This is a genomic window from Gordonia sp. WA4-43, assembly GCF_020520305.1.
Taxonomy (GTDB): Bacteria; Actinomycetota; Actinomycetes; order Mycobacteriales; family Mycobacteriaceae; genus Gordonia; species Gordonia hongkongensis.
In genome coordinates, this window is record NZ_CP084736.1 from 2,481,215 (window position 1) to 2,502,278 (window position 21,064).

Genomic DNA, 21,064 nt, shown 5'->3' on the forward strand with positions numbered 1-21,064 from the left:
GGGCACCTCGCCCGCGGGGTGTTCTGCTCTGCCGGTGAGGTTCTCGAATCACCGTTTGCGCAGGCACGCGACGACCTCGGCGAGCACCTGCTCGACACGGGGCCCCGTGAGCGCGGAGGCCGCGCCGGTCACCAGGACCTGCAGCTCCCCGTGTGCGGTCGGCGAGCCCTCGATCTGCAGCATCCATCGCGTGGTCCGCGGTGGGAACACGTACAGGTGACCGCCCACGCTCGGCCGGGTGATCGTCGGGGTCCAGCCGAGCAGCACCGGCACCGGGAAGAGGCGCCCGTCGACGACCGGCCGGCCCAGTACGTCCAGCACGTCCTCCATCGGCCCGGTCGCCGCGGCGATGCACCGACGGGTGCGCTCGACCGAGCCGCGGACATCCTCGCGGGCGTCGAGCGGTGTGACCGCAGCGACGACGAAGTCGCCCACGGTGTCCTCGGCGCCCGCCGGCCGCGTCGACGCCGCGGTGGCCGCCATCACCCGGTCTTGTCCGGTCAGTCGCGCGAGCGCCTCCGACACCGATCTCCCGAATGCCTCGAACGGGGTCATGCCCTGCTCGGACGCACCGGCACGGAACCGTGCGTAGACGTCGGCGTCGACGAGAGCCCGGCGACGAACCGCCGTGGACTGCGCGCAGGAGACGGGGTCCAACCCGTCCAGGGTGAAGGACCCCGCGGGCGACTCACCGAGCAGTTGGTGCCACGACCGGCCGTCCATGTCGTCGTCAGTGCGTGGTGCGTGCGGCGAGATGGGTTGCACCGCAGGGACATCCACTCCGCGGGCGAGCAGGTCCGCCTCTCGGGCCAGCGTTCCGAGCGAGTGCCCGTCGACCGCGATGTGATGGAACACCGCGACCGCGGCCATCACACCGCCGTCGGCATCCGCCAGGATCCGCACGCAGAACGGCGGCGCGGTCCGGACATCGAGCGACGCCGACATCTGTTCGGCGTGTGCGCGTAGGCTCTCGCGTCCCGGGTTCGGGTCTGGGCCCGAAACCACCTGCACGGCAACCTCGACCGCTGCGTCGGCGCCGCCGGCCAGCGCCCGCTGGACCGGCCCGGCGGGGGTGTCCGGATAGCTCGACCGCAGGGCGGGGTGCCGATCGGCCAACGCGCGGAGCAATTCTCGCAATTCGGGAGCGGTGGGCCGCCCGGTCTCGGGTGGAACCCATCCGACGCGGACCAGCTGCCCGTGCGGGTGTCCCGGTGCGCGTTCGACCGTCCGTTCTGCGGACGTGAGCGGACGATCGTCGTCCGGTGCGGCCGGTCGCCGTACGGTGTCGTCCGGGCGGACCGGCTCGACCATCCGCTCGGCCAGCGTCTCCAGGTCGGGCGCGGTGAGCACGTCGTCGGGCCCGATCTCGGAATGTCCTGCCGCGATCAGCGATCCGACGACCCGCATGACCGCCAGGGAGTCGCCGCCCTGCTCGAGGAAGCCGGCGAACAGATCGACCTCATCAGTGCCCAGCGCCTCGCCCACGACCCGAACCAGCAGGGTCTCGTGCGAGCCGACGGGTCCGCGCACCGACCGGCGACCGGGGAGCGGGTGGTCCACCAGCTTTCCGACGTCGAGCTTGCCGTTGCCGGTGCGGGGTAGCGCGTCGATGCCGATGATGAGCGCGGGCACCATGTACGACGGCAGGACACCGGCGACCGCGCGACGCAGCCCGGGTGCGTCGACATCCGTTCCGGTTCGCTGCGGCACGACGAATGACACCAGAGCGGTACGGCCCGACGGCAACTCGCGCAGAATCGTCGCGGAACTCCGCACGTCGGTGCATCGTCCGAGCGCAGCGTCGATCTCAGCGAGTTCGATTCGCAAGCCCCGCAGGGTGATCTGTCCGTCGCGGCGTCCGAGCAGTCGGATCTCACCGGCCTCGGTCCACTGGGCCAGGTCGCCGGTCCGGTACATCACCTCCTCGGCCGAGAACGTGCTCTGCACGAAGGCCTCCGCAGTGGACGCTGAATCGTCGAGATAGCCGTCGGCCAATTGCGGTCCCGCACAGTGGAGCGTGCCGATCGCCCCGGGAGGTTGTGGCCGGCCGAGGCGGTCCAGGACCGCCTCGTCGACTCCGACCATCGGCGGGCCCACGGTGATCGCCTCGCCCGGCAGCAGCGGAGCGGAGATGTTGATGCTGCACCGGGCTTCGGTGGGTCCGTACGCATTCCGCAGCCGGACGCGACCCGACCAGCGGTCGACCACCCGCGGCGACGGCGGTTCGCCACCGATGATCACCTGCACCAGATCCTCGGCCAGATCCAGGGGCAGGGTGTCGAGGACCGACGGCGTGACGATGAGGTGACTGACGCGATGCCGTCGGATCAGCTGTGCCAGAGCATCACCGCCGGGTGCCGACCTGGGCGCGACGACAACTGTCGCCCCACAGACGACCCCGCACAGCATCTCGACGATCCCGGTGTCGAAGGTCGGGGACGACGCGTGCAGGATGCGTGACCCGGGTGCTAGAGCGTACGTCTGTCGGATCTCCGCGATAAGGGCGGGCAGGCCGCGGTGGGGCATGATCACGCCTTTGGGCGTTCCGGTGGAACCCGACGTGAACAGCAGGTAGGCGGCATCGTCGGGCCCGCGTTCCAAACCCGGCCACCGATCGGGGATCGGAGAGCCGGGGTCGTCGTGCTCGAGGTCGAGCCACCGGATCGAGCCCGGGTGTGGGGCGCCCGGCACGCACAATCCGACCTTGGCGCCGGAGCGATCGAGCAGATCCCTCGTTCTCGCGTCCGGTGCGAACGGATCGCCGACCGGCACCCATACGCCGCCCGCACACAGCACCGACCAGAACGCGACAACGGAGGCGGCCGACCGCTCGATGGACACCGCCACGCGGTCGCCCGCACCGACCCCGGCCTCCAGGAGCAACCGGGTCCCGCGAACGACCCGGCGCGCGAACTCGCGTCGGGACACCGACACCTCACCGTCGATGATCGCGATGGCCTCCGGGTCCGCCGAACGGTGGTCCTCCAGGTGGCTCACGGTCGGCGTGAAGGGCGGTGCCGGTGGTCCGCTCCGGCACCGAAACCGCTCCCACTCCCCGTCGACGAACACCGAATCGTCGGGAACCGTTGGGCCACCGTCCAGTTCGCGCAGCGTGGCGGTGAGGTATCGGTCGAAACGTCGGGCGAGGGTGGCCAGCGCATCGGTGTCGACGACGGCGTCCGGGGCTTCCCAGGTCACCGCCCGGCGACCGTTCTGATCGGCGGGGTGCAGGGTCACCGCGACGTCGGAGATCGGTCCGGTCCGCATCACCTCGAGTCCCCAGTGCAAGCCGTCGACAGCGGGCGGCCCGAAACCCGGCAAGAGGTTGACCACCGCACCGAAGCCGTTGAGCCCGTGCTGGTTCCGCAGCATGTCCTCGCGAGGGTAGCGCTGATGGCGCAGTGCCTCGATCAGGGCCGACGACACCGCGGAGAGGGCCTGCCCGGCGTCGCGGTCGCCGATTCCGTCGAGGCGCAGGGGCACGACGTTCGAGACAGGCTGCACCGCCCGGAGACGTGCCGCCGAGGTACGTGCCGCGACCGGGAGACTCAATCCCACGTCCGGGGCGTCGAGGAGCCGGGCGCACAGGCCCGCGAACGCGGTGACGAACTCGGCCGACGATGCGGTGCGCGGACTTCTCAGGGTTTCGGTGACGCGCGTGATCGACGACGTGAAATGCGGGATGGAACCGGCCAGCAGGGACGGCGCGAGGCCGTCGAGTCGTCGGGCCCAGTGTTGTTCGTCGGCCCCTCGGCGTCGCGAGCCGCGGTACCTCTCCTCTTCGGCCTCGAGTTCGGGGTCGTCGGCGAGGGGCATCTCGTCCGGTCGCGCAGTACCCGCGTAGACAGCGGCGACGTGCGCCATGACCCGCAGGACGCCGGCGCCGTCGGTGAGCACGTGATGCACCCGCACGATCCACCGGTGGGAGTCGGGAGCGAGGACGTGCAGTTCGCTGCGGAACAACGGCAGTCCGAGATCGGCGCCTGCGGGGTCGTCGAGGAAACGCTGCGCACGCGCCTCGCTCTCGGCAGCCGGGTCGGCACACGCGGACAGGTCCACGCACTCCACCGGGTCCAGTCCGGAACCGGCTGGTTGCAGGGGGTGCGGATGACCGTCGGCCGGCGACCGATTCGGGCTCAGACGCACGTCGTACCAGCCGACGTGGTCGAGCACGGCACCGGCCGTGCGATGCAGTCGTTCGGCGTCGAGCCGGCCGCTCAGGGTCAGGCCGAACGCGACGACATGCGAGACCTCGGGATGCAGCAGTTGCGAGAGCCACAGGCCGCGCCGGGTCACGGTCATCGCGGATCGCCCCCTGGGCCTCGTCGGGTGGAGCCGTGCCCGGAGATCACGCCCCGACCGTAGGTGCGTCGAGTTGAACGGACGCTGAAATGCGAGGTCCGGCGGTCGACGACGACCGCCGTCCGCGGTGCATCTCCCGCGGCGTCACGCCCCGAGCGCGCGGGCGAACATCGGCCAGGACTCATGCATCTGGTCCTCCCAGTACCCCCAGGAATGCGTACCGGTCGCCGGGAGCCGGACGACGGCCGGGATGCGCAGCGCGGCGAGGCGGTTTGCCATCGTCACCGTGCACGATCGTGCGGTCGCTTCGGCGAATCCGCCGGCCGCGACCTGTTCGGCGAGCTCCCCCACGTTGCCGGCGATCCGCCGGTCGGACAGATTGTCGTGCGCACCGGGCAATCCGGTCGCCGCACTGATCCACAGGGCGGGGGTGCGACGCCCGAACTTGTAGGCGTTGATCACCGGATCCTGGGCTGCCCACTGCGGGTCGCCGGGCGGGCCGTACATGTTGCTGGCGTCGGCGAGTCCGGGCACGAACGCCACGTTGCGCAACAGCAACTGCCCGGTGGGCGACGCGGTGTCGGCGCATCCCGAATAGGAACCGACCGCACGGTAGAACCCGGGGTGGTTCTCGGCGATCCGGAGCACGGCAGTACCCGCCATCGAGATCCCCGCGACCCCGCGCGAGCGTCCCGGGCCGGATCGTCCCCCGTGCGCGTTCTCGAAGGCGGCGGGCAGCTCCGAGGTCAGAAAGGTCTCCCACCGCAGGGGCCGTGACGTCTTCACGCCGAACCGGAAGTTCGCGGCCGGGTCGACGCGCCGCCAGTCGGCGTAGTAGCTCGCCGCGCCCCCGATCGGGGCCACGGTCCACACGTTCTTGTTCGCATAGAACGCGTTGGCGTCGGTGGCGTGCGTCCAGTCGTCGTTGTCCTCGCCACCGGACGATCCGCTGAGCAGGTACATCACCGGTGCGGCCTGGTTCCGGTTCGCGGGCGTCTGGACCAGCGACGGGACCTGGGTCTGCATCGACCGTGACCACACCGACACCACGAGATTGCGGGGCGACACCCAGGTCTCCCGGTATGGCGCGCCGGCCGTCGCCTTGGCGTATCGGACACCGGTGAGGGTGTCCGCCGACGCAGATCCCGCGGAGGGCACGAGCACACCCGCCACGCCCATCAACATGGACAGGACGGCAACGCCGACGCCGACGCCGACGCCGACGACCACGACATTCGGCAAGCGAGACATCCGCGGCTCCTCGAGTTCGTACCGAATCATCACCGACTCGGTCCCGTCATCGTATGCACACCGCTCTGTACCCAGGACCGTTCGGGTCAATCGTCCAGGACTGTTGCACAACAGAATCGGACGAATCGGGTATGAGGTGGGTCGGCCCGACGTACGGTCGGACGATGACACCACTCCTGCGCACCGCCGTCGCGACGCTCGCCGCCGCGGCCGCTCTCCTGACGCCGCTCACGATGTCGTCGGGGACGGCGAATTCCACGCCCTCGTCCGGAATCTCGGCGGTCAGCCTGGCCAAGGCGGACATCCCGGCCGACCTCCTACCCTTCGTGCCCGACGGCGTACACGTGGAGGTCCGGGAGATCACCATCGCCCCCGGCGGCACCACCGGGTGGCACTATCACGACGGCCCGCTCTACGGACTGGTCCGGCAGGGCACCCTCACCCACCCCGGCTCCGACTGCAAGCCGGTGGTGTACCGGACCGGCGAGATCATCGCCGAACCCGGGGGCAAGGCGAACACCCACGAGGGAACCAATCTCGGGAGCACCCCTGTCGTGCTTGTCGTCCTGTACCTCATGCCGCTGAACAAGCCGCTGTCCGAGGACGCACCCGCACCGCCGTGTGCGACGGCCACTTCCTGACGGCGGGCGAGCCAGCCCCTGCTTGCTGATCCGAAAGAAGCGACCCCATTGCTCCCTGAGGTGTGAGGAGCGATAGCGACGAGCCACGAAGGGCCTGGTGAGGCATGTTGCGAAGCCCTTCGTGGCTCGCTTCGCTCGCACCACAGGGAGCAGAAGGAGGCCGTCGCTGCACCCCACGGGCCAGCGGTTCTGTGGTTCTTTCGGATCAGGGAGCAGAACGCTGCCGCTGGTCCAGCAACGTACGGAGTTCGGCTGCGAGCGAACGTGAATCAGCGGTCACGAGTTCTCCGTCGCGTACCACCCACCGGCCGGCGACCATGACGTCGCGGGGTCGCCGGCCCGGGCCGGCCCACAGCAGGCCGTCGACCGGGTCGGTGACCCCGGCGTCGAAGACGTCCGAGCAGTCCCACACGCAGAGGTCGGCGGCAGCACCGGGCCGCAGGTGCCCCAGCTCGGTGCGGCCGAGACCGCCCGCCGAACCCTCGGATGCCATCGCGAGAACCGCACGGGCGGTGACCGGTTCACCGATCAATCCCGAGACCTGAACGGCCAGGCGGGCATCGGCGAGTAGGTGCCCGGCATCGTTGCTCCCGCCGCCGCTGGTGCCGAGTCCCACCCGCACACCCGCGGACACGAGCGCCGCAACCCGCGCGACGCCCCATCCCATCGGCACGTCGCACCCGGGCGCGTGGGTCGCAGACGCTCCCGATCGCGCGACCAGAGCCACTTCGTCGTCGGTGATCTCGCACAGATGCGCCAGCGTGACGTCGTCGGCGAGCCAACCCCACTCGTCGAGCAACTCGAGGGGGCGCCGCCCATATCGTTCCGCGGCGACCTGCACATCGACCTGCTCGTTCGCCTGCGTACGACGACGCAGGCCGAGTCGAGATGCGACCTCGCCGAGCGTCGCGAAGGTCTCCGGCCCGTCGCTGTGCACGCCGGACGGGCCGACGGCCAGCTGCAGCATCCCGTCCGCGCTCGTGCCGGTTGCCCCCGCACCCAGATGTGTTCGGTGGATGTCCTCGACCGATGCGGCTGCGGCTTGCGGGTCGTCGCGAGCAGTGCCCCGGACGAAGACCAATCGCGCACCGACCCGTGCGGCGGCATCGATGGTCCCTCCGGCCAACGCGACCGGGTCCTGACCACCGGGCCAGGTCAGATGATGGTCAGCGACCGTAGTGACACCGCACAGCAGGGACTCCGCGAGCCCGGCAGCCGCTGCCGCGGCGACGAGCTCGGGGTCGACACCGACCGATGAATAGCGTTGCGCCATCAGGCCGAGCCACTGCGGCATCGGTACCGACCGGCTCTCCGGACGCGACCGGAACGCGGTCTGCAGCAGATGGTGGTGCGCGTTCACGAGACCGGGCGTGACGACGCACCCCGAGACGTCGACGACCTCGTCCGCGGCGGCCCGGCCGCCGACCGCGGCCCCGATCCGCCGGTCGTCGACCACGACCGGATCGCGCGTGACCATCGACGCGTCACGTAGGACCGCCACGGCGCCGGTGAGCACCGTGACCGTCACAGCTCGAGCACCAGACGACCGCTCGTACACCGCGACACGCAGATCATCATCGATTCGTTCTCGGACCGCTCCTCCGGCGACAGGATCGAGTCGCGGTGGTCCACCTCGCCGCTGACCACCCCCGTCTCACAGGTTCCGCAGACACCTTCGCGGCACGACGACGGCGCCACCACCCCACGTCCGTCCAAGACGTCGAGGATGGTGCGATCCTGCGGCACCGTCACCGTCACGCCCGAGAAGGCAAGGGAGAGTTCGAACTCCGCGTCAGCCGCGGACTGCGTCGTCGTGGCGGTGAACTTCTCGGCGAACGAATCCACGGCCGGTTGCGGCTCACACACTTGCGCAACGGCTTCCAGCATCGACGGCGGTCCGCAGGTGTACACGGCGGTGCCGCGGGCGAGCCCGGCCAAGACGCCACCGAGATCCAGGCGCCCCGAGTGGGCCGACTCGTGAATCGTGACCAGTCCGGGGTACCTGGGTTCGATCTCGTCGACGAAGGCCATCTCCGCCCGGGACCGTCCGACGTAGACGAGCCGCCACGGCCGCCCGGTACGGCGGGCCTCGTCGACGAGGGCGAGGACGGGGGTGATGCCGATACCACCGGCCACGAACACATAACCGAGTGCACGTGTCAGCGCGAAGTGATTGCGCGGCGGGCTGATCCACACCTCGCCGCCCACCTGGATGTCGTCGTGCACGGAGTCCGAACCGCCCCGGCTGTCGATCCGCCGCTCGACGGCGATCCGGTACGTACTCGTGTCGTCAGGGAAGGAACACAACGAGTACTGTCTGACCGGGCCGGCCGGTGTGTGCAGATCGACGTGCGATCCAGCGGTCCACGACGGCAGCGCGGCGACACCGACCGGCGCGAGGACGAATTCGTCCACCCGACGGGCGAGCCGGCGCCGTGACACCACACGGACACGCAGTCCATCTCGAAGGTCGTTCGCTGACACAGACATCGGAGATCTCCTAGGTATTACGATCTCCGCCGGGATTCCCAGCCACGGGAACCACCCCCACCGTCGCGGATCTCCGACACCTGCGTTGACGCCTGGACAACGACGAGCCGAGCGGCCTCGGAACCGGTGAGCCGCCACCGGTGGGGAATGCCGCCAGCGTAGTAAAGGCTGTCGCCTCTTCGCAATTCGAGGAGACTTCCGTCGCCGAGGTCGACCTCGACCTCGCCGTCGACGACATGCAACCACTCGTCCTGCTCGTGCTGGAAGTACTCGCCGTAGTCCCGCCGGTTCAACAACTGCTCCTGGGGGAAGAACGCGGCGTCCCCTCGAACGAGCAACCGGGCGTATCCGGCGTTGTCGCCGGCCTGCGGAAGGACCGCGCCCTCGCCGGCACGCACCAGTTGCGTCCCGACGGGTGCCGGAGACGGTGCCCCCGCCACGTGCGCAGGGTCCGCGGCCAGCATCAGACTGACCTGGGTGGTGTCCAGCGCCCTGGCGATCCGTTCCAGGGTCGTCATGCTCGGACGCGCGTATCCGCGCTCGAGCTGCGACAAGAACGGATGCGAGATACCGGCCTGCGCAGCCAGATTCGTCAACGTGAGGCCATGCTGCTTACGTCGTCGGCGGATCTCGGCACCCAGCGACACCTGCGCGACGTCCGGCTCGTCGAGCGCCATGTGGCTCACACCCTTCCTGCAGAACCGATGGTTACACGCCCGCAGCGCTGGTTAACGTCGTGGCAACAGCGCATTCCTATATTCGGACGTGTTGACGTGATCAACAAGTATCACGAACCGCCCCACCCCCGCCGACCCCAGCCACAGCGGGACCACCGACCCAGTCGTGCACCGTCGCACGTCATTTCGATGTCCTCGAGGAAGTGTCATCAATGCCGACTCCGCAGACAGCGCCCGTGCCGGGCATCACCGGTTCACTGGCCGACGGGTCAGTGGTCGATGTCGAGCTGTCCGCCGACGCCGACGGTATCCACCGCGTCCGCGCCGTCTCACCGTTCTCTCCCGATGCCCCGCATCCCGCCGAATGGTTGGATCTCCGCGACCACCTGCTGCTCCCACCCGCCGCCGAACCCCATGCCCACCTGGACAAGGCCCTGTCGTGGCCGGAGTTGTCACCGCCGAGCGGCGACCTCAACGCCGCGATCGCCTCCTGGCGGGCCGGCAGTGTCTCCCTCGATGAGCAGTCCTTCCGGACGCGCGCTCTCCGGGCGACCTCGTCCATGCTGCGCAACGGCATCACCGCGGTGCGCACCCACGCCGACGTGCTCTCGCACGACGACCCACTGCGAGCCGTCCGCGTGCTCACCGAGGTCCGAGAGCACCTGCGCGGACTGATGGACATCCAGGTCGCGGTCCTGGCGAGCCCACTCACGCCCACCGCGCACATCGAGGCCGCGCTCGACGCCGGCGTCGACCTCGTCGGCGGGGCCCCGCACATCGCCGACGACCCGCTCGCCGAGCTCACGAGACTGCTCGACCTCGCCGAAGCGCGCGGTATCGGCGCCGATCTGCACGTCGATGAATTCCTCGACGGCGACCACCTGACCATCGAGGCCTTCGCCGACCGCGTCGCCGACTGGCCCGACGACCGGATACGCACGGCCGGCCACTGTTGCCGCCTCGACACCCTGGCCGCCGACGATCTGCAACGGGTCGCGCGGGCGCTCGCCCGGGCCCGTGTCTCGGTCGTCGCACTGCCGGTGACGAACCTGTACCTCCAGGGCCGATCCGGACCGTCCGCGGGGCGACGAGGCATCACGCCGATCGACGTGCTGCGCGACCACGGCGTCCGCGTCGCCGGCGGTGCGGACAACATCCGCGACCCGTTCAACCCCGTGGGCCGGGCCGACCCCCTCGAGACCGCCGCCCTGCTGATCACCGCGGCGCATCAGAACCCGGACACCGCAACGGATCTGGTCACCTCCGAGGCACGTGCCGTGCTCGGACTGGAGCCCGCGGGCCCCGTCGTCGGAGCCCGCGCCGACCTCGTCGCCATCCGCGGCGCCGATCTCGCCGAGGTCATCGCCACCGCGCCGGCCGACCGGGTCGTGATCGTGAACGGAGCCCCGGTCGCACGCACCGAGTCCACGACCTGGACGGCGTTCCCGGTCGCGTTCACGTCCCCGGCAGCAGCATCGCCGGCCGAAATGTCCTCAGCCGCAGCATCACCGCTGGGCCTGTCCCCCGTCGGCATGGAGAGATGATGAGTTCACCAGCAACGACCCCCAGACCGGCACTCGGTCACCCGCTCGTCGGCTTCGAACACGTGGAGCTCACCTATCCGGACGGCACCCACGCCCTCCGCGACGTGAACCTCACCGTGCGCGAGGGCGAGTTCGTCAGCGTCGTGGGCCCATCGGGTTGCGGCAAGTCGACCCTCCTGCGGTTGTCGTCGGGACTGGAGACGATCACCGACGGTTACCTGCAGAGCGGTGCCGAACGGATCGGTTACGTGTTCCAGGACGCCACCCTGCTCCCGTGGCGGACCGTGGCCGACAACGTCGCACTGCTGGGCGAGCTCGATGGTGCACCGAAAGCCGAACGGCGCGAGCGGGTTCGCGCGGCTCTGGAAACCGTCGGGCTGACCGGGTTCGACAAGCACCTGCCGCACATGCTGTCCGGCGGCATGCGGATGCGGGTGTCGCTGGCCCGCTCGCTGACGCTCGATCCCGACCTGTTCCTGTTCGACGAACCGTTCGCCGCACTCGACGAACTGACCCGCGAACGGCTCGGTACCGACCTGACCGAGCTGTTCGCCGTCAAACGCTTTGCCGGCCTGTTCATCACCCACTCGGTCGCCGAGGCGGCGTTCCTGTCCACTCGTGTCCTGGTGATGTCGGGACGCCCGGGAACCATCGTCGACGAGATCGAGGTCCCCTTCGACTATCCCCGGTCGCCCGATCTGCGTTTCGAGCCGGAGTTCGGCGCGATCGCCGGCCGGATCTCCCGCGCACTCCGAGAGGCACATTCATGAGCGCCCCCGATACCGGCACCGAGACCGCCCCGGGCGTGCGGGCCCCGAAAACCGGCAAGGGCGGTACACCCGACCCTGGGTCCACCACCGAGCTCGCCGTGGCCGCGCGCACGGGTCGACGGGGCCGTTCCCGGTCGAAGATGGTCGGAGTCGCCGCACCGCTCGTCGTGCTGGCGCTGGTCATCGGCGCGTGGTACCTCGTCAGCTACGCGGTGCTCGATCCCGGCCGTCGATTCCTGATGCCGCCCCCGCACCAGGTCGTCACCGACGGACTGCTGGGCGACTCCGCCCAGGCGATGTGGGAGGCCCTGAGCCGCACGGCGACTGTCGCGTTGACCGGCCTGGCGATCGCCGCGATCATCGGCATCACGTGGGCGGTGATCATGTCGCAGTCGCGGCTGATGGAGAATGCCCTCTTCCCGTATGCCGTGGTCCTGCAGTGCGTCCCGATCCTGGCGCTCGTCCCCCTGGTCGGATTCTGGTTCGGATTCGGCTTCAGTGCACGGGTTTTCGTGTGTGTACTGATCTCGCTGTTCCCGATCGTCTCCAACACCCTGTTCGGCCTGAAATCGGTCGACCGGCAGATGCGGGATCTCTTCGCCCTGCACCATCCGAGCCGCGTCACCATCCTGCGGAAGCTGGAGTTCCCCGCCGCCATGCCGGCCATCTTCGCCGGTCTCCGCATCTCGGCGGGCCTGTCGGTCGTCGGCGCCATCGTGGGCGACTTCTTCTTCAAGCAGGGCAATCCCGGCATCGGCATCCTGATCGACAACTACCGGTCACGACTGCAAGCCGAGGAACTGTTCGCCTCGATCGTGCTCGCCTCACTTCTCGGCGTGGCCGTCTTCTGGTTCTTCGGCTGGCTCGGCAACCGCATCGTCGGACGCTGGTACCAGAACTGACCTGATCCTCTCTCGCCGGGTGGTTTCGACTCGGCTCCTCGCTTCGCTCGGTGCCGGCTCAACCAGCGGGGGTATCGGCTCCTCGCTTCGCTCGGTGCCGGCTCAACCAGCGGGGGTATCGGCTCCTCGCTGCGCTCGGTGCCGGCTCAACCAGCGGGTGGGTCCCCTGTCGTCGACACCCCATGATCCTCCATTCAACTTCCGGAATCTCTCAGCCCGAAAAGGAACTCATCTCATGAACACACCCGTCTGGCGTCGCCTGTCCAAGACCACCGGTGTCGCCGTCGTCGCCGCCGCCCTCGCCTTCACCGCCGCCTGTAGTTCCGGGGAGAGCACCGAATCCTCCGGTTACACGGGGGCGGTCGGCCCGGTCGACCTGAGCGCCAACTGTCCCGACAAGGTCGTCATCCAGACCGACTGGAACCCGGAGGCCGAACACGGCCACCTCTACCAACTCCTCGGCCCCGACCCCACGATCAATGCCGGCAACAAGCGCGTCGTCGGTCCGCTCTTCGACCGCGGCCAATACACCGGCGTCGACATCGAGATCCGGGCCGGCGGACCCGCCATCGGCTTCCAGTCGGTGACCTCACAGATGTACTCCGACCCGGAGATCCTCCTCGGCTACGTCGACACCGATCAGGCCATCCAGAACTCGAAGGACAACCCGACAACGGCGGTCATGGCACCGCTCGACATCAGTCCGCAGATGATCATGTGGGATCCCGCCACCTACCCGCAGGTCCAGGGGATCGCCGACCTCAAGGCGGCGAACGCACGCGTCCTGTACTTCGAGGGGGCCACCTACATGGACTACCTGACCGGGTCGGGCGTCCTCTCCCCCGCGCAGGTCGACGGCAGCTACGACGGGTCGCCGGCCAACTTCGTCTCCGACGGCGGCAAGACCGCCCAGCAGGGGTTCGCCAGCTCCGAGCCGCAGGTCTACCAGGAAGAGGTGGAGGGCTGGCAGAAGCCGGTGAAATACCAGCTGATCCACGACGTCGGCTTCCCGTCCTACAAGTCGTCGGTGGCGGTTCGCTCGGACGCACTGGAGGAGAACGCCGCCTGCCTCGAGCAGCTGGTGCCGGTGTTGCAGCGCGGTTCGGTCGATTACCTGGCGTCGCCACAGGCGGCCGACGCGGTCATCCTCGACGCCGTCGAGCAGTACGACACGGGGTGGGTGTACTCCCAGCGGAACGCCGACTACGCGCGGGAGACGATGGCCGACCTCAACCTGGTGAGCAACGGCACCGACACGACGATCGGCAACTTCGACACCGCGCGCGTCGCCCGGGTGATGGAGGTGACCGGGCCGATCTTCACCGAGCAGGGCACGCCCGCAGCCGACGGCCTGACGCCCGAGGCGATCGCGACCAACCGCTTCATCGACACCTCGGTGGGCCTGCCGTCATGACCGCTCCGGTGGTCGCGGTCGGTACCGACGAGGGACGCCCCGACTTCGGCCCCGAGGACGTCGATGCGCTGGCCGACGACCTGCTCGCGATCGTCGGCCCGCGCGGCATCAGCTCACTTCCCCGCGCGCTCGAACGCGCGGCCCGCGACGGCTCGGGGATGAGTCCGATCCTGTCGGCGCAGGATCTCGGCCGACCCGATCTCGTGTGCTACCCACGCACGGCCGACGCGGTGCCCCACATCGTCCGCGCGGCGGTCGCCCGCGGCGTACCGATCACCACGCGCGGCAAGGGAACCGGGAACTACGGCCAGGTCATCCCGCGCTTCGGCGGACTCGTCCTCGACATGACGTCGCTGACCGCGATCGGGGACGTCACCGACCGTTCGGTCACCGCCCAGGCGGGCGCGCGGATGATCAACCTGGAACAGACCGCATTGTCGCACGGCAGCCAGCTGTGGATGTACCCGTCGACCGTCCAGTCGACGCTCGGCGGGTTCCTGGCGGGAGGTTCGGCCGGTACCGGCACGATCGTGCACGGCCGCAACCATCAGGGGTTCGTCGACGCACTGGATGTCGTCCATGCGACCGGCGAGGCCGAGGTGGTCCATCTCGAGGGCGACGACGCAACCCCGTTCGTGCACACCTACGGGGTCGCCGGCATCATCGTCGGCGCCACCGTCCGGGTGGAACCGCTGCAGGAATGGCGCTGCGTGTACGCGAGTTTCGGCTCCACCCGCGAGGCGTTCGACGCGGCGCTCCGACTGGCGGCGGTCGAACCGAAGCCGCGTCTGCTGTCCGCGGACGGCCCCGTCATCACGGGGGCGCTGCCCGACGACCCCGCGCTCGTCCGCGGTCGCGCCAGCGTGCGCGGGATCATCGACGCCCGGGCATTGGCGGAGACCACCGACCTGGTCGTCGCCGCCGGCGGCCGCGTCGAAGCGGTCCGCGAGGGCATCGCCGAGACGGTCAAGCTGTCGACGCTGTCCTACAACCACCCGACGTGGTGGTTACAGAAGTCGCAGCCGGACAGGTGGTTCCACATGGAGGTACGCGGGGACGCACTCGTCACCCGGCTCGAGGAGGTGGAGAAGGTGTACGAGGGCGGCATGCTGCATCTCGAGGTCGGCCACGAGATGATGTTCGGGATGCTCAACGGGATCTACCGCAGTCCGCAGCAGGTCATCGACGGCGTCGCCGCACTCGAGGATCTCGGGGTCGGCGTCCACTCCCCGCACCAGTGGTACGTCGATCTCGATGCCGAGCGCGTCCGCGCGCTGGCGCACCAGACCGACCCGAAGGGTCTGCTCAATCCCGGAAGGTGGATGTGAACACGGTGACCACCAGGACGACGCGCCCGGCCGCGCATCGGCGTTATGCCGAGCTGACCACCGAACAGATCGGCACCACCCTGTCGCGGGACTCGATTCTCGTACTACCCACGGGCGCAATCGAACCGCACGGCCCGCACCTGCCGTTGGCCACCGATCTCATCGTCGCGGAGTCGGTCGCCGAGGCCGTCGTGGACCGCGGTGCCGCGGCGGGGCACGATGTCTGGCTCCTGCCGGCGCTGGGTTACACCAAATCCGACGAGCACTCGCGGCTCCCGGGCACGATCTGGCTGCGGGCGAGCACCCTGTTCGAGACGATCGTCGACATCGGGGCGTCGCTCGCACAGACCCCGGCGCGTCGTGTGCTGTTCCTCAACGCGCACGGCGGCAACTCCGCACTGATCGAGGTCGCCGCGCGCGAACTCCGACGACGGTTCGACCTGCAGACCTTCTTCTCCTCCGGCCCGGGTCACCCCGGTCCCACCGAGCGCGGACTCGGCATCCACGCGGGCTGGGCGGAGACCTCGATGATGCTGCACCTCCGGCCGGATCTCGTGCACATGGACAAGGCGGTCGCGACGGTGGCGGACGCGGTCGCCGACGCCGGGCACGTCGGTTTCGCCGGCACCGTCCGATTCGGTTGGCTGTCCACCGATTTCGCCGAGTCGGGGGTGATCGGCGACCCCACTGGAGCCGACGCCTCGATCGGCGCGAAGCTTTTCGACGAGCGCGTCGAGGACCTGGTCGCCGCGCTGCCGGAGATCGCCACCTTCGACCCGGGCCGGGTGGGGCGTTGATCACCAGCGGTACCGGGTTCGGAACCGATTGCGCGAGCGCGGATCAGCTCTCGGTCCACCCGATGACGCTGCTGCGGAACTGGCTTCCCCCGTCGGACGAGCCACGGCCGTTGATGGCACTGGCGACGTGCGGCCCCGACGGTTATCCCCGGGTCCGACACGTGCTGGTCACCGAGGCCGACGACACCGCGGTCTACTTCCACACCGACAGCCGGTCGGCCAAGGTGGCCGAACTCGCCGACAACCCCCGGGCCTCGATCGCGATCGCCTGGCCCGCCGTCGGCCGGCAGGTCGTTGCGCACGGTGATGTCCGTCGTGCGCCGGATGACGAACTGCTGCATGCGTACTCGCGGCGGTCCCGTTATCTTCAGCTGCTGGCGTGGCTGAACGACGACGACCTGGCCGCGCTGTCGCCGGACGAACGACGGCAGCGGTGGGCCGCTTTCGATGCGTCCCATCCACGCCTGACCGCACCGCCCACCTGGACCGGGTACGCCGTCGACCTGCGGGAGATCACCTTCTGGCGGGGCGACCCGGACGGGCCGTCGCAACGAGTACGGTTCACCGACAACGGAAATCATTGGAATTCGGAGGTTCTACCGGGATGACCGGCACTTACCACAACGCCCTCGTACTGCCGGTCAGCGGCGATAGGCCCTGGTTCTGGGGATGGCTGTCGGTGGGCGAGGACGGCCGGATCTCCGGGATGGGCGAGGGCTCACCGCCGGCCGACGCACCGCTCCCCCGCCACGACCTCGACGGCGCCTTCCTCGCACCCGGTTTCGTCTCGGCACACAGTCACATCTACACCGGCGGGATGCGCGGGGTGGCGCCCAACAGCCCACTCTATGAATGGGTCACGCTGAACAGCACGATGCTACTCGGCGCCGATGCGCAAGACCTGTACTGGATGACGCTGGCCGGCGGGCTCGATCACCTGTCCTCGGGAATCACCTCCGTGTACAACTTCACCCAGTCCCGCGTCCTGGCACTCTTCGACTATGAGGAGTCCGTCCTCAAGGCGGCTCGGGTGCATTCTCCGGAGTTCGTCACCGCCCAGGTGGACGGCCTGGCGGCCACCGGGATCCGATTCGTCACCAGTGTGCGACTCGACGACGAGCAACTCGGCGAGGACGCCGCGTTCGCCGGTTTCGACGAGGTGATGAGCCACCTGGCGACCGTCGACCGCGACCTCGATCTGGGTGGTTCGGTCTACGGCTCGGTGCAGTGGTCGTCGTCGCAGGCGACCGCCGAACGCGAACGGGCACTGATGGACCGGTACGGGATCACCAATCAGGCGCACTTCGTCGAGACTGCCGAGCAGATCGAGATCCAGCAGTCGAAGTTCGACTGGTACGACGCCGCAGGCCTTCTGGGCCCCGGCTTCGCCTTCGGACACTTCGTGCACCCCACCGAGAACATGGTCGCGCGTGTGCGCGACACCGGTTCGGCGGTGGTGTGGCAGCCGATGTCGAACGGTCGGCTCGGTTCCGGCATCGCCGACATCCCCCGCCTGCTCCGGGATTCGGTGACCATTGGCGTCGGTGTGGACGACCAGTCGTGCACCGACGTGTCGGACCCGTTCGAGAACATGCGCACCGGTCTGTTCCTGCAGCGCGGAAAGCACAGCGACGCCGCGGTTCTCACCCCCGTCGACATGCTCACCCTGCACACGCTCGGGTCGGCGTCGGCGATGGGCGTGGCCGACAAGGTCGGTTCGCTGGAGGTCGGGAAGTTCGCGGACCTGCTCGTCGTCGATCCCCGTTCCCCCCACCTCGGCCCCATCTGGGACCCCGTCGCCACCTACGTGCTCGGTTGCGGACTGCGCAACCTACGCGAGGTCGTGGTGGGTGGCCGCACGGTATGGGACCGCGACGTCGCCGATCCGCTGCGCGCACAGGCCGATTTCGAACTCACCGAGCGGATGATCGCGTCAGCGGCGCAGTCGGGGATCCATGCGGTCGTCCCGGCGCGTCGGGGCCAGGACCGCACGAGGGTCGACGACCAGCGGTCGGTGTAGTCGGCGATCCGTGAATCGGTGGTGTACGTCGAGTCGATCAGGTACAGGCCGGGTGCCGGGCACACCGCTCCTAGCTCGACCAGAACCGGTTTGAGCAGCAGATCGGGTGCCATCGCGTGCGCGAGACCCGCCCCGAGCATCAGCGGGACGGCGGTGACATCGCGCAGGCCCTCGCCCGTGGCGAACTGGTCCAGGAACAGTTTGAGGATGCCGGTATAGGTCGCCTTGAAAGTCGGGCTCGCCACCACGACGAGATCCGACGAGGCGACGACGTCGACCGCGGCCTGGACCGCGGCGTCACCCCATCCGAGCAGACCCGCCCCGAGCTCGATCACGTCGACGACGTGGTCGGGATCGGTCCCGGTCAGTGCCCGCGCCAACTGCCGGGCGGCGTCGAGCGTGCGCGAACCGGGCTTCGGGTTCCCGGCGACAACAGTGGTGGTCATGGTCCGCCTCTCGAGTATGGGTCCCGGCTATCGTGCCGCAGCAGGAGCGGGCACACCCGCCCGACGCCGCAGTATCGTCACTGCCGCGGTGGTCACGACCAGCGCGACGATCGTCCCGATCGCGACGCCGACGACCGCCGTCGTCTCGCCCTCGGCGGCCACGATGATCCCGACGAGCGCCCAGATCAGCGTGAGCGGGTACGCGACGAGCACCGACCCGACGGCGGCGGTCACGGCGAGGCCGAGCAGGGCGCATGCGAGCAGGATGGTCAGCTGCCATCCCAGGGACTGCGGATCGGCGAGGTCGGCACCGATCGCGGCGGCCCAGTTCTGGAAGACCGCCGCGGTGGCCCAGGCCGCATAGACACCGACGAGGATGCGGGTCAGGACGATGAGCCACCGGGGCGCCGCGTCCTCGGCCGGTCTCGCGGCGATGCGGGCGGCGTCGAGCAGGACCACCGTCATGACCGTCAGCACGATCGGCGTCACCCACGTCCACTCCGCCGCCGACACCAGAATCCACACCGCCGCGCCGGCGAACGCGACTTCGAGGTCGATGAGCAGACGCCGCGGGTCGTCGGTCCCGGTGGCACCTTTCCACACCACGGCAATGGCGAAGACGATCGACAGCAGGTAGATGAGACTCCAGATCGAGAACGTGTAGCCCGCCGGGGTGATCAACAGGTCAGTGGTCGACTCGTTGGGCGAGGCGCCGAAGCCGGACAACGGGACCACGGGCGCGACCACCTGCGCGACGGCCAGGAACACGGCAAGCCAGGTGATCGGACCGGAGATGCGTGTGGGTGTCATGTGATCCAAGGTAGGCACAGGTGTCCGGTTTGCGCCGCGAACTCTCTTGAGGTTGCGAGCGAGACACCCCCTCCGCCTAGCGCCCGAAGCTTGCGGCGGGACGTCTCCCCGCTCCTGAGGAGCGGCCTGAGCTTGCGGAGGCGCGGGCCCACTGCTCCCCATGGAGCGTCGGGTATACGCCATTGCTCGTTACAGAATCCCGTTGAGCAGAACGAGTTTCACACTGTGGAGTTGTCAAGGATCGTGTGGCGCCGGGGTCGACGCCGGAGGGTCTGTGGAGTGTTCGCGTGGACTGTCTAGACGAGGGCGTCGTCGAGTCGCATGGTGCGCCGGTTGTAGGCGGGCCGGGGTAGGCGCCGTGGGTCGATGTCGACGGGCGGAATCAGCCAGGGGTGCCGGTCGGGTCCCATCACGACCTGCCAGCCGTGGTGATGGACCTGGGTGTGACAGCGTTGACAAAGCAGGCACCCGTTGTCCAGATCGGTGGGACCACCGTCGGCCCAGTGGACCAGATGGTGAACTTGCGTGTGCGCTGCTGGCGCACCGCATTTCACACAACACCGATCACGGACGATGATCGCCTGCCGCAGATGATGCGGGAACAGTCGTTTCGTGGTGCCCATCCGCAACGGCACCCCTTCGGCGTCGAGGACGATCTCGGCCACCCCGCCATCACACGACAGCCGGCGCGCCGACGATGGCGACACCGCCCCCATCCACGGCAGGCGTGCCGGGTCAGCGCCGTCGGCAGGGATGGTGACCAGGAGTTGGGTGCGGGGTGCGCCGGCGGTGGTCATCGCCGCGCCGATCGCAGCTTGATCCAACAACAGCTCCAGCCCATCGGCGCGGCGCTCGGCCGCACTGCGACGATCCGTCGCGCCGTCGGGTTCGGGACGCGGACAGGACCGTTCGTCGATCATGGACACGAACTTCTCTCCGATCACCGCAGTCACATCTGCGGTGATCGCGACCCGACCCTCGTCGGTGATGCGGGTGTGCACGGTGTTCAGCGACGCATCATCGGCCGCCGGCACAGTGCTGGGGTCGGTGGCGGCGACCCGCATGGCGATCCCGCGGGCATGGTCGTCGATCTGGGCCGGGGTGGCACCGGAGAACGCCTGCGCGAGCAACTCGCTCTCGAACGTTGACCGGTCGTCGTCGGACAACGCTGACGCGGAACGCTTGCGCACCAACGTGATCCCACGGATCACCGCGTCGACACACTCAGCAGACAGATAACCCTCGGCAGCACAGTCGGCGACCTTCGGCACCGACTCCAGCCCGCGAGCGATCCGCACATAGCGGTGCGCGGCCGCGGGCGGCATGCCCATCTCGATCAGTGCGTTCCGTGTGGTCGAGCCCGCCCGCGCTGCGGCACCCGTGACGTCGAAAAGTGCTGTGTGAAACGCGATCTGGTGGTCGAGCACGTTGTGCAACATCCGTAGCTCGTCGAGCCGCTCGTGCAGGGCACGACCACTGCCGTCGTCGGGCGGTGGTTGCAGGACGGTGAGGGTGTCGCGGAGTTCGGTGATCGAGGGCATGACACCAAGCTACTCGCAATCACGTTCGACGACGAGATTCATCCACAACCGCGGTGACAGCGAATCCTGTTGCACAGCAGTCGCTGTTACTCTCGTACCAGCAGTGAACCGTGGTGAACTGTGGTGAACAG

At 69.1% G+C, this 21,064-nt stretch carries 16 protein-coding genes and 1 pseudogene; 9 read left to right on the top strand and 8 right to left on the bottom strand.

The genetic code is table 11. From position 1 onward, the window contains the following. Positions 1–48 precede the first annotated feature (48 nt). Together LEL84_RS11105 and LEL84_RS11110 are read right to left on the bottom strand one after the other, a co-directional pair. The gene (locus LEL84_RS11105) at positions 49–4,302 is read right to left on the bottom strand and encodes a non-ribosomal peptide synthetase (RefSeq protein ID WP_226514074.1); all 4,254 of its coding nucleotides are present in this window, start codon (positions 4,300–4,302) and stop codon (positions 49–51) included. Positions 4,303–4,446: 144 nt separating this feature from the next. Then, positions 4,447–5,553 carry an alpha/beta hydrolase gene (locus LEL84_RS11110; RefSeq protein WP_226514075.1) on the bottom strand — a complete coding sequence of 369 codons (1,107 nt, stop codon included), beginning with the start codon at positions 5,551–5,553 and terminating at the stop codon, positions 4,447–4,449. Positions 5,554–5,717: 164 nt separating this feature from the next. Between LEL84_RS11110 and LEL84_RS11115 the strand changes: the two genes are divergently transcribed. After that, complete coding sequence (locus LEL84_RS11115; protein ID WP_226514076.1) at positions 5,718–6,194, top strand: cupin domain-containing protein; 477 nt, start codon at positions 5,718–5,720, stop codon at positions 6,192–6,194. A gap of 205 nt (positions 6,195–6,399) precedes the next feature. On the opposite strand, the gene LEL84_RS11120 is transcribed toward LEL84_RS11115, so the two are convergent. The 3 genes from LEL84_RS11120 to LEL84_RS11130 are packed head-to-tail and all read right to left on the bottom strand — an operon-like array spanning position 6,400 to position 9,361. Next, positions 6,400–7,722 carry an amidohydrolase family protein gene (locus LEL84_RS11120; protein ID WP_226514077.1) on the bottom strand — a complete coding sequence of 441 codons (1,323 nt, stop codon included), beginning with the start codon at positions 7,720–7,722 and terminating at the stop codon, positions 6,400–6,402. Continuing rightward, a complete protein-coding gene (locus tag LEL84_RS11125; protein WP_226514078.1) occupies positions 7,719–8,684 on the bottom strand; it encodes a PDR/VanB family oxidoreductase in 966 nt (321 codons plus the stop codon). Before LEL84_RS11125 ends, LEL84_RS11120 begins: the two co-directional genes overlap by 4 nt. Before the next feature lie 17 nt (positions 8,685–8,701). Next, positions 8,702–9,361 carry a helix-turn-helix domain-containing protein gene (locus LEL84_RS11130; protein ID WP_226514079.1) on the bottom strand — a complete coding sequence of 220 codons (660 nt, stop codon included), beginning with the start codon at positions 9,359–9,361 and terminating at the stop codon, positions 8,702–8,704. A 212-nt stretch (positions 9,362–9,573) separates the two neighbouring features. Between LEL84_RS11130 and LEL84_RS11135 the strand changes: the two genes are divergently transcribed. From LEL84_RS11135 to LEL84_RS11170, 8 genes are all read left to right on the top strand, one after another. Then, positions 9,574–10,905 (top strand): amidohydrolase family protein, encoded by a 1,332-nt coding sequence (locus LEL84_RS11135; RefSeq protein WP_226514080.1) that lies wholly within the window; start codon positions 9,574–9,576, stop codon positions 10,903–10,905. Then, positions 10,905–11,675 (top strand): ABC transporter ATP-binding protein, encoded by a 771-nt coding sequence (locus tag LEL84_RS11140; RefSeq protein WP_004019156.1) that lies wholly within the window; start codon positions 10,905–10,907, stop codon positions 11,673–11,675. The genes LEL84_RS11135 and LEL84_RS11140 overlap by 1 nt, the downstream gene beginning before the upstream one ends. Continuing rightward, entirely contained in the window at positions 11,672–12,577 is a 906-nt protein-coding gene (locus LEL84_RS11145) for an ABC transporter permease (RefSeq protein ID WP_226514081.1), read from the top strand. The genes LEL84_RS11140 and LEL84_RS11145 overlap by 4 nt, the downstream gene beginning before the upstream one ends. Positions 12,578–12,812: 235 nt before the next feature. Next, positions 12,813–13,991 carry an ABC transporter substrate-binding protein gene (locus LEL84_RS11150; RefSeq protein ID WP_226514082.1) on the top strand — a complete coding sequence of 393 codons (1,179 nt, stop codon included), beginning with the start codon at positions 12,813–12,815 and terminating at the stop codon, positions 13,989–13,991. Then, positions 13,988–15,319, top strand: coding sequence for an FAD-binding oxidoreductase (locus LEL84_RS11155; RefSeq protein WP_226514083.1), 1,332 nt, complete (start codon positions 13,988–13,990; stop codon positions 15,317–15,319). The genes LEL84_RS11150 and LEL84_RS11155 overlap by 4 nt, the downstream gene beginning before the upstream one ends. Beyond that, a complete protein-coding gene (locus tag LEL84_RS11160; RefSeq protein ID WP_058249771.1) occupies positions 15,316–16,116 on the top strand; it encodes a creatininase family protein in 801 nt (266 codons plus the stop codon). Before LEL84_RS11155 ends, LEL84_RS11160 begins: the two co-directional genes overlap by 4 nt. Further along, positions 16,113–16,724: a pyridoxal 5'-phosphate synthase gene (locus LEL84_RS11165; protein ID WP_226514085.1), complete on the top strand. Its 612-nt coding sequence runs from the start codon at positions 16,113–16,115 to the stop codon at positions 16,722–16,724. The genes LEL84_RS11160 and LEL84_RS11165 overlap by 4 nt, the downstream gene beginning before the upstream one ends. Then, positions 16,721–18,136, top strand: coding sequence for an amidohydrolase family protein (locus LEL84_RS11170; protein ID WP_226514086.1), 1,416 nt, complete (start codon positions 16,721–16,723; stop codon positions 18,134–18,136). Before LEL84_RS11165 ends, LEL84_RS11170 begins: the two co-directional genes overlap by 4 nt. Here LEL84_RS11170 and LEL84_RS11175 read toward each other — a convergent pair. From LEL84_RS11175 to LEL84_RS11185, 3 genes and pseudogenes are all read right to left on the bottom strand, one after another. Continuing rightward, positions 18,109–18,582 (bottom strand): annotated as a pseudogene (locus tag LEL84_RS11175) (NAD(P)H-dependent oxidoreductase); the annotation flags it as partial. The gene LEL84_RS11170 and the pseudogene LEL84_RS11175 sit on opposite strands and share 28 nt — an antisense overlap. 27 nt (positions 18,583–18,609) lie before the next feature. Beyond that, positions 18,610–19,392: an MFS transporter gene (locus LEL84_RS11180; RefSeq protein ID WP_226514087.1), complete on the bottom strand. Its 783-nt coding sequence runs from the start codon at positions 19,390–19,392 to the stop codon at positions 18,610–18,612. Between the two features lie 296 nt (positions 19,393–19,688). Beyond that, positions 19,689–20,933 carry an HNH endonuclease gene (locus tag LEL84_RS11185; RefSeq protein WP_226514088.1) on the bottom strand — a complete coding sequence of 415 codons (1,245 nt, stop codon included), beginning with the start codon at positions 20,931–20,933 and terminating at the stop codon, positions 19,689–19,691. Positions 20,934–21,064: the final 131 nt, after the last annotated feature.

Excerpts from the sequence above, each read along its gene's own strand:
- LEL84_RS11185 (WP_226514088.1), bottom strand. The coding sequence starts at position 20,933 with ATGCCCTCGATCACCGAACTCCGCGACACCCTCACCGTCCTGCAACCA.
- LEL84_RS11110 (WP_226514075.1), bottom strand. The coding sequence starts at position 5,553 with ATGTCTCGCTTGCCGAATGTCGTGGTCGTCGGCGTCGGCGTCGGCGTC.
- LEL84_RS11155 (WP_226514083.1), top strand. The coding sequence starts at position 13,988 with ATGACCGCTCCGGTGGTCGCGGTCGGTACCGACGAGGGACGCCCCGAC.
- LEL84_RS11115 (WP_226514076.1), top strand. The coding sequence starts at position 5,718 with ATGACACCACTCCTGCGCACCGCCGTCGCGACGCTCGCCGCCGCGGCC.
- LEL84_RS11130 (WP_226514079.1), bottom strand. The coding sequence starts at position 9,361 with ATGGCGCTCGACGAGCCGGACGTCGCGCAGGTGTCGCTGGGTGCCGAG.
- LEL84_RS11150 (WP_226514082.1), top strand. The coding sequence starts at position 12,813 with ATGAACACACCCGTCTGGCGTCGCCTGTCCAAGACCACCGGTGTCGCC.
- LEL84_RS11145 (WP_226514081.1), top strand. The coding sequence starts at position 11,672 with ATGAGCGCCCCCGATACCGGCACCGAGACCGCCCCGGGCGTGCGGGCC.
- LEL84_RS11105 (WP_226514074.1), bottom strand. The coding sequence starts at position 4,302 with ATGACCGTGACCCGGCGCGGCCTGTGGCTCTCGCAACTGCTGCATCCC.
- LEL84_RS11125 (WP_226514078.1), bottom strand. The coding sequence starts at position 8,684 with ATGTCTGTGTCAGCGAACGACCTTCGAGATGGACTGCGTGTCCGTGTG.
- LEL84_RS11180 (WP_226514087.1), bottom strand. The coding sequence starts at position 19,392 with ATGACACCCACACGCATCTCCGGTCCGATCACCTGGCTTGCCGTGTTC.
- LEL84_RS11140 (WP_004019156.1), top strand. The coding sequence starts at position 10,905 with ATGAGTTCACCAGCAACGACCCCCAGACCGGCACTCGGTCACCCGCTC.
- LEL84_RS11170 (WP_226514086.1), top strand. The coding sequence starts at position 16,721 with ATGACCGGCACTTACCACAACGCCCTCGTACTGCCGGTCAGCGGCGAT.
- LEL84_RS11135 (WP_226514080.1), top strand. The coding sequence starts at position 9,574 with ATGCCGACTCCGCAGACAGCGCCCGTGCCGGGCATCACCGGTTCACTG.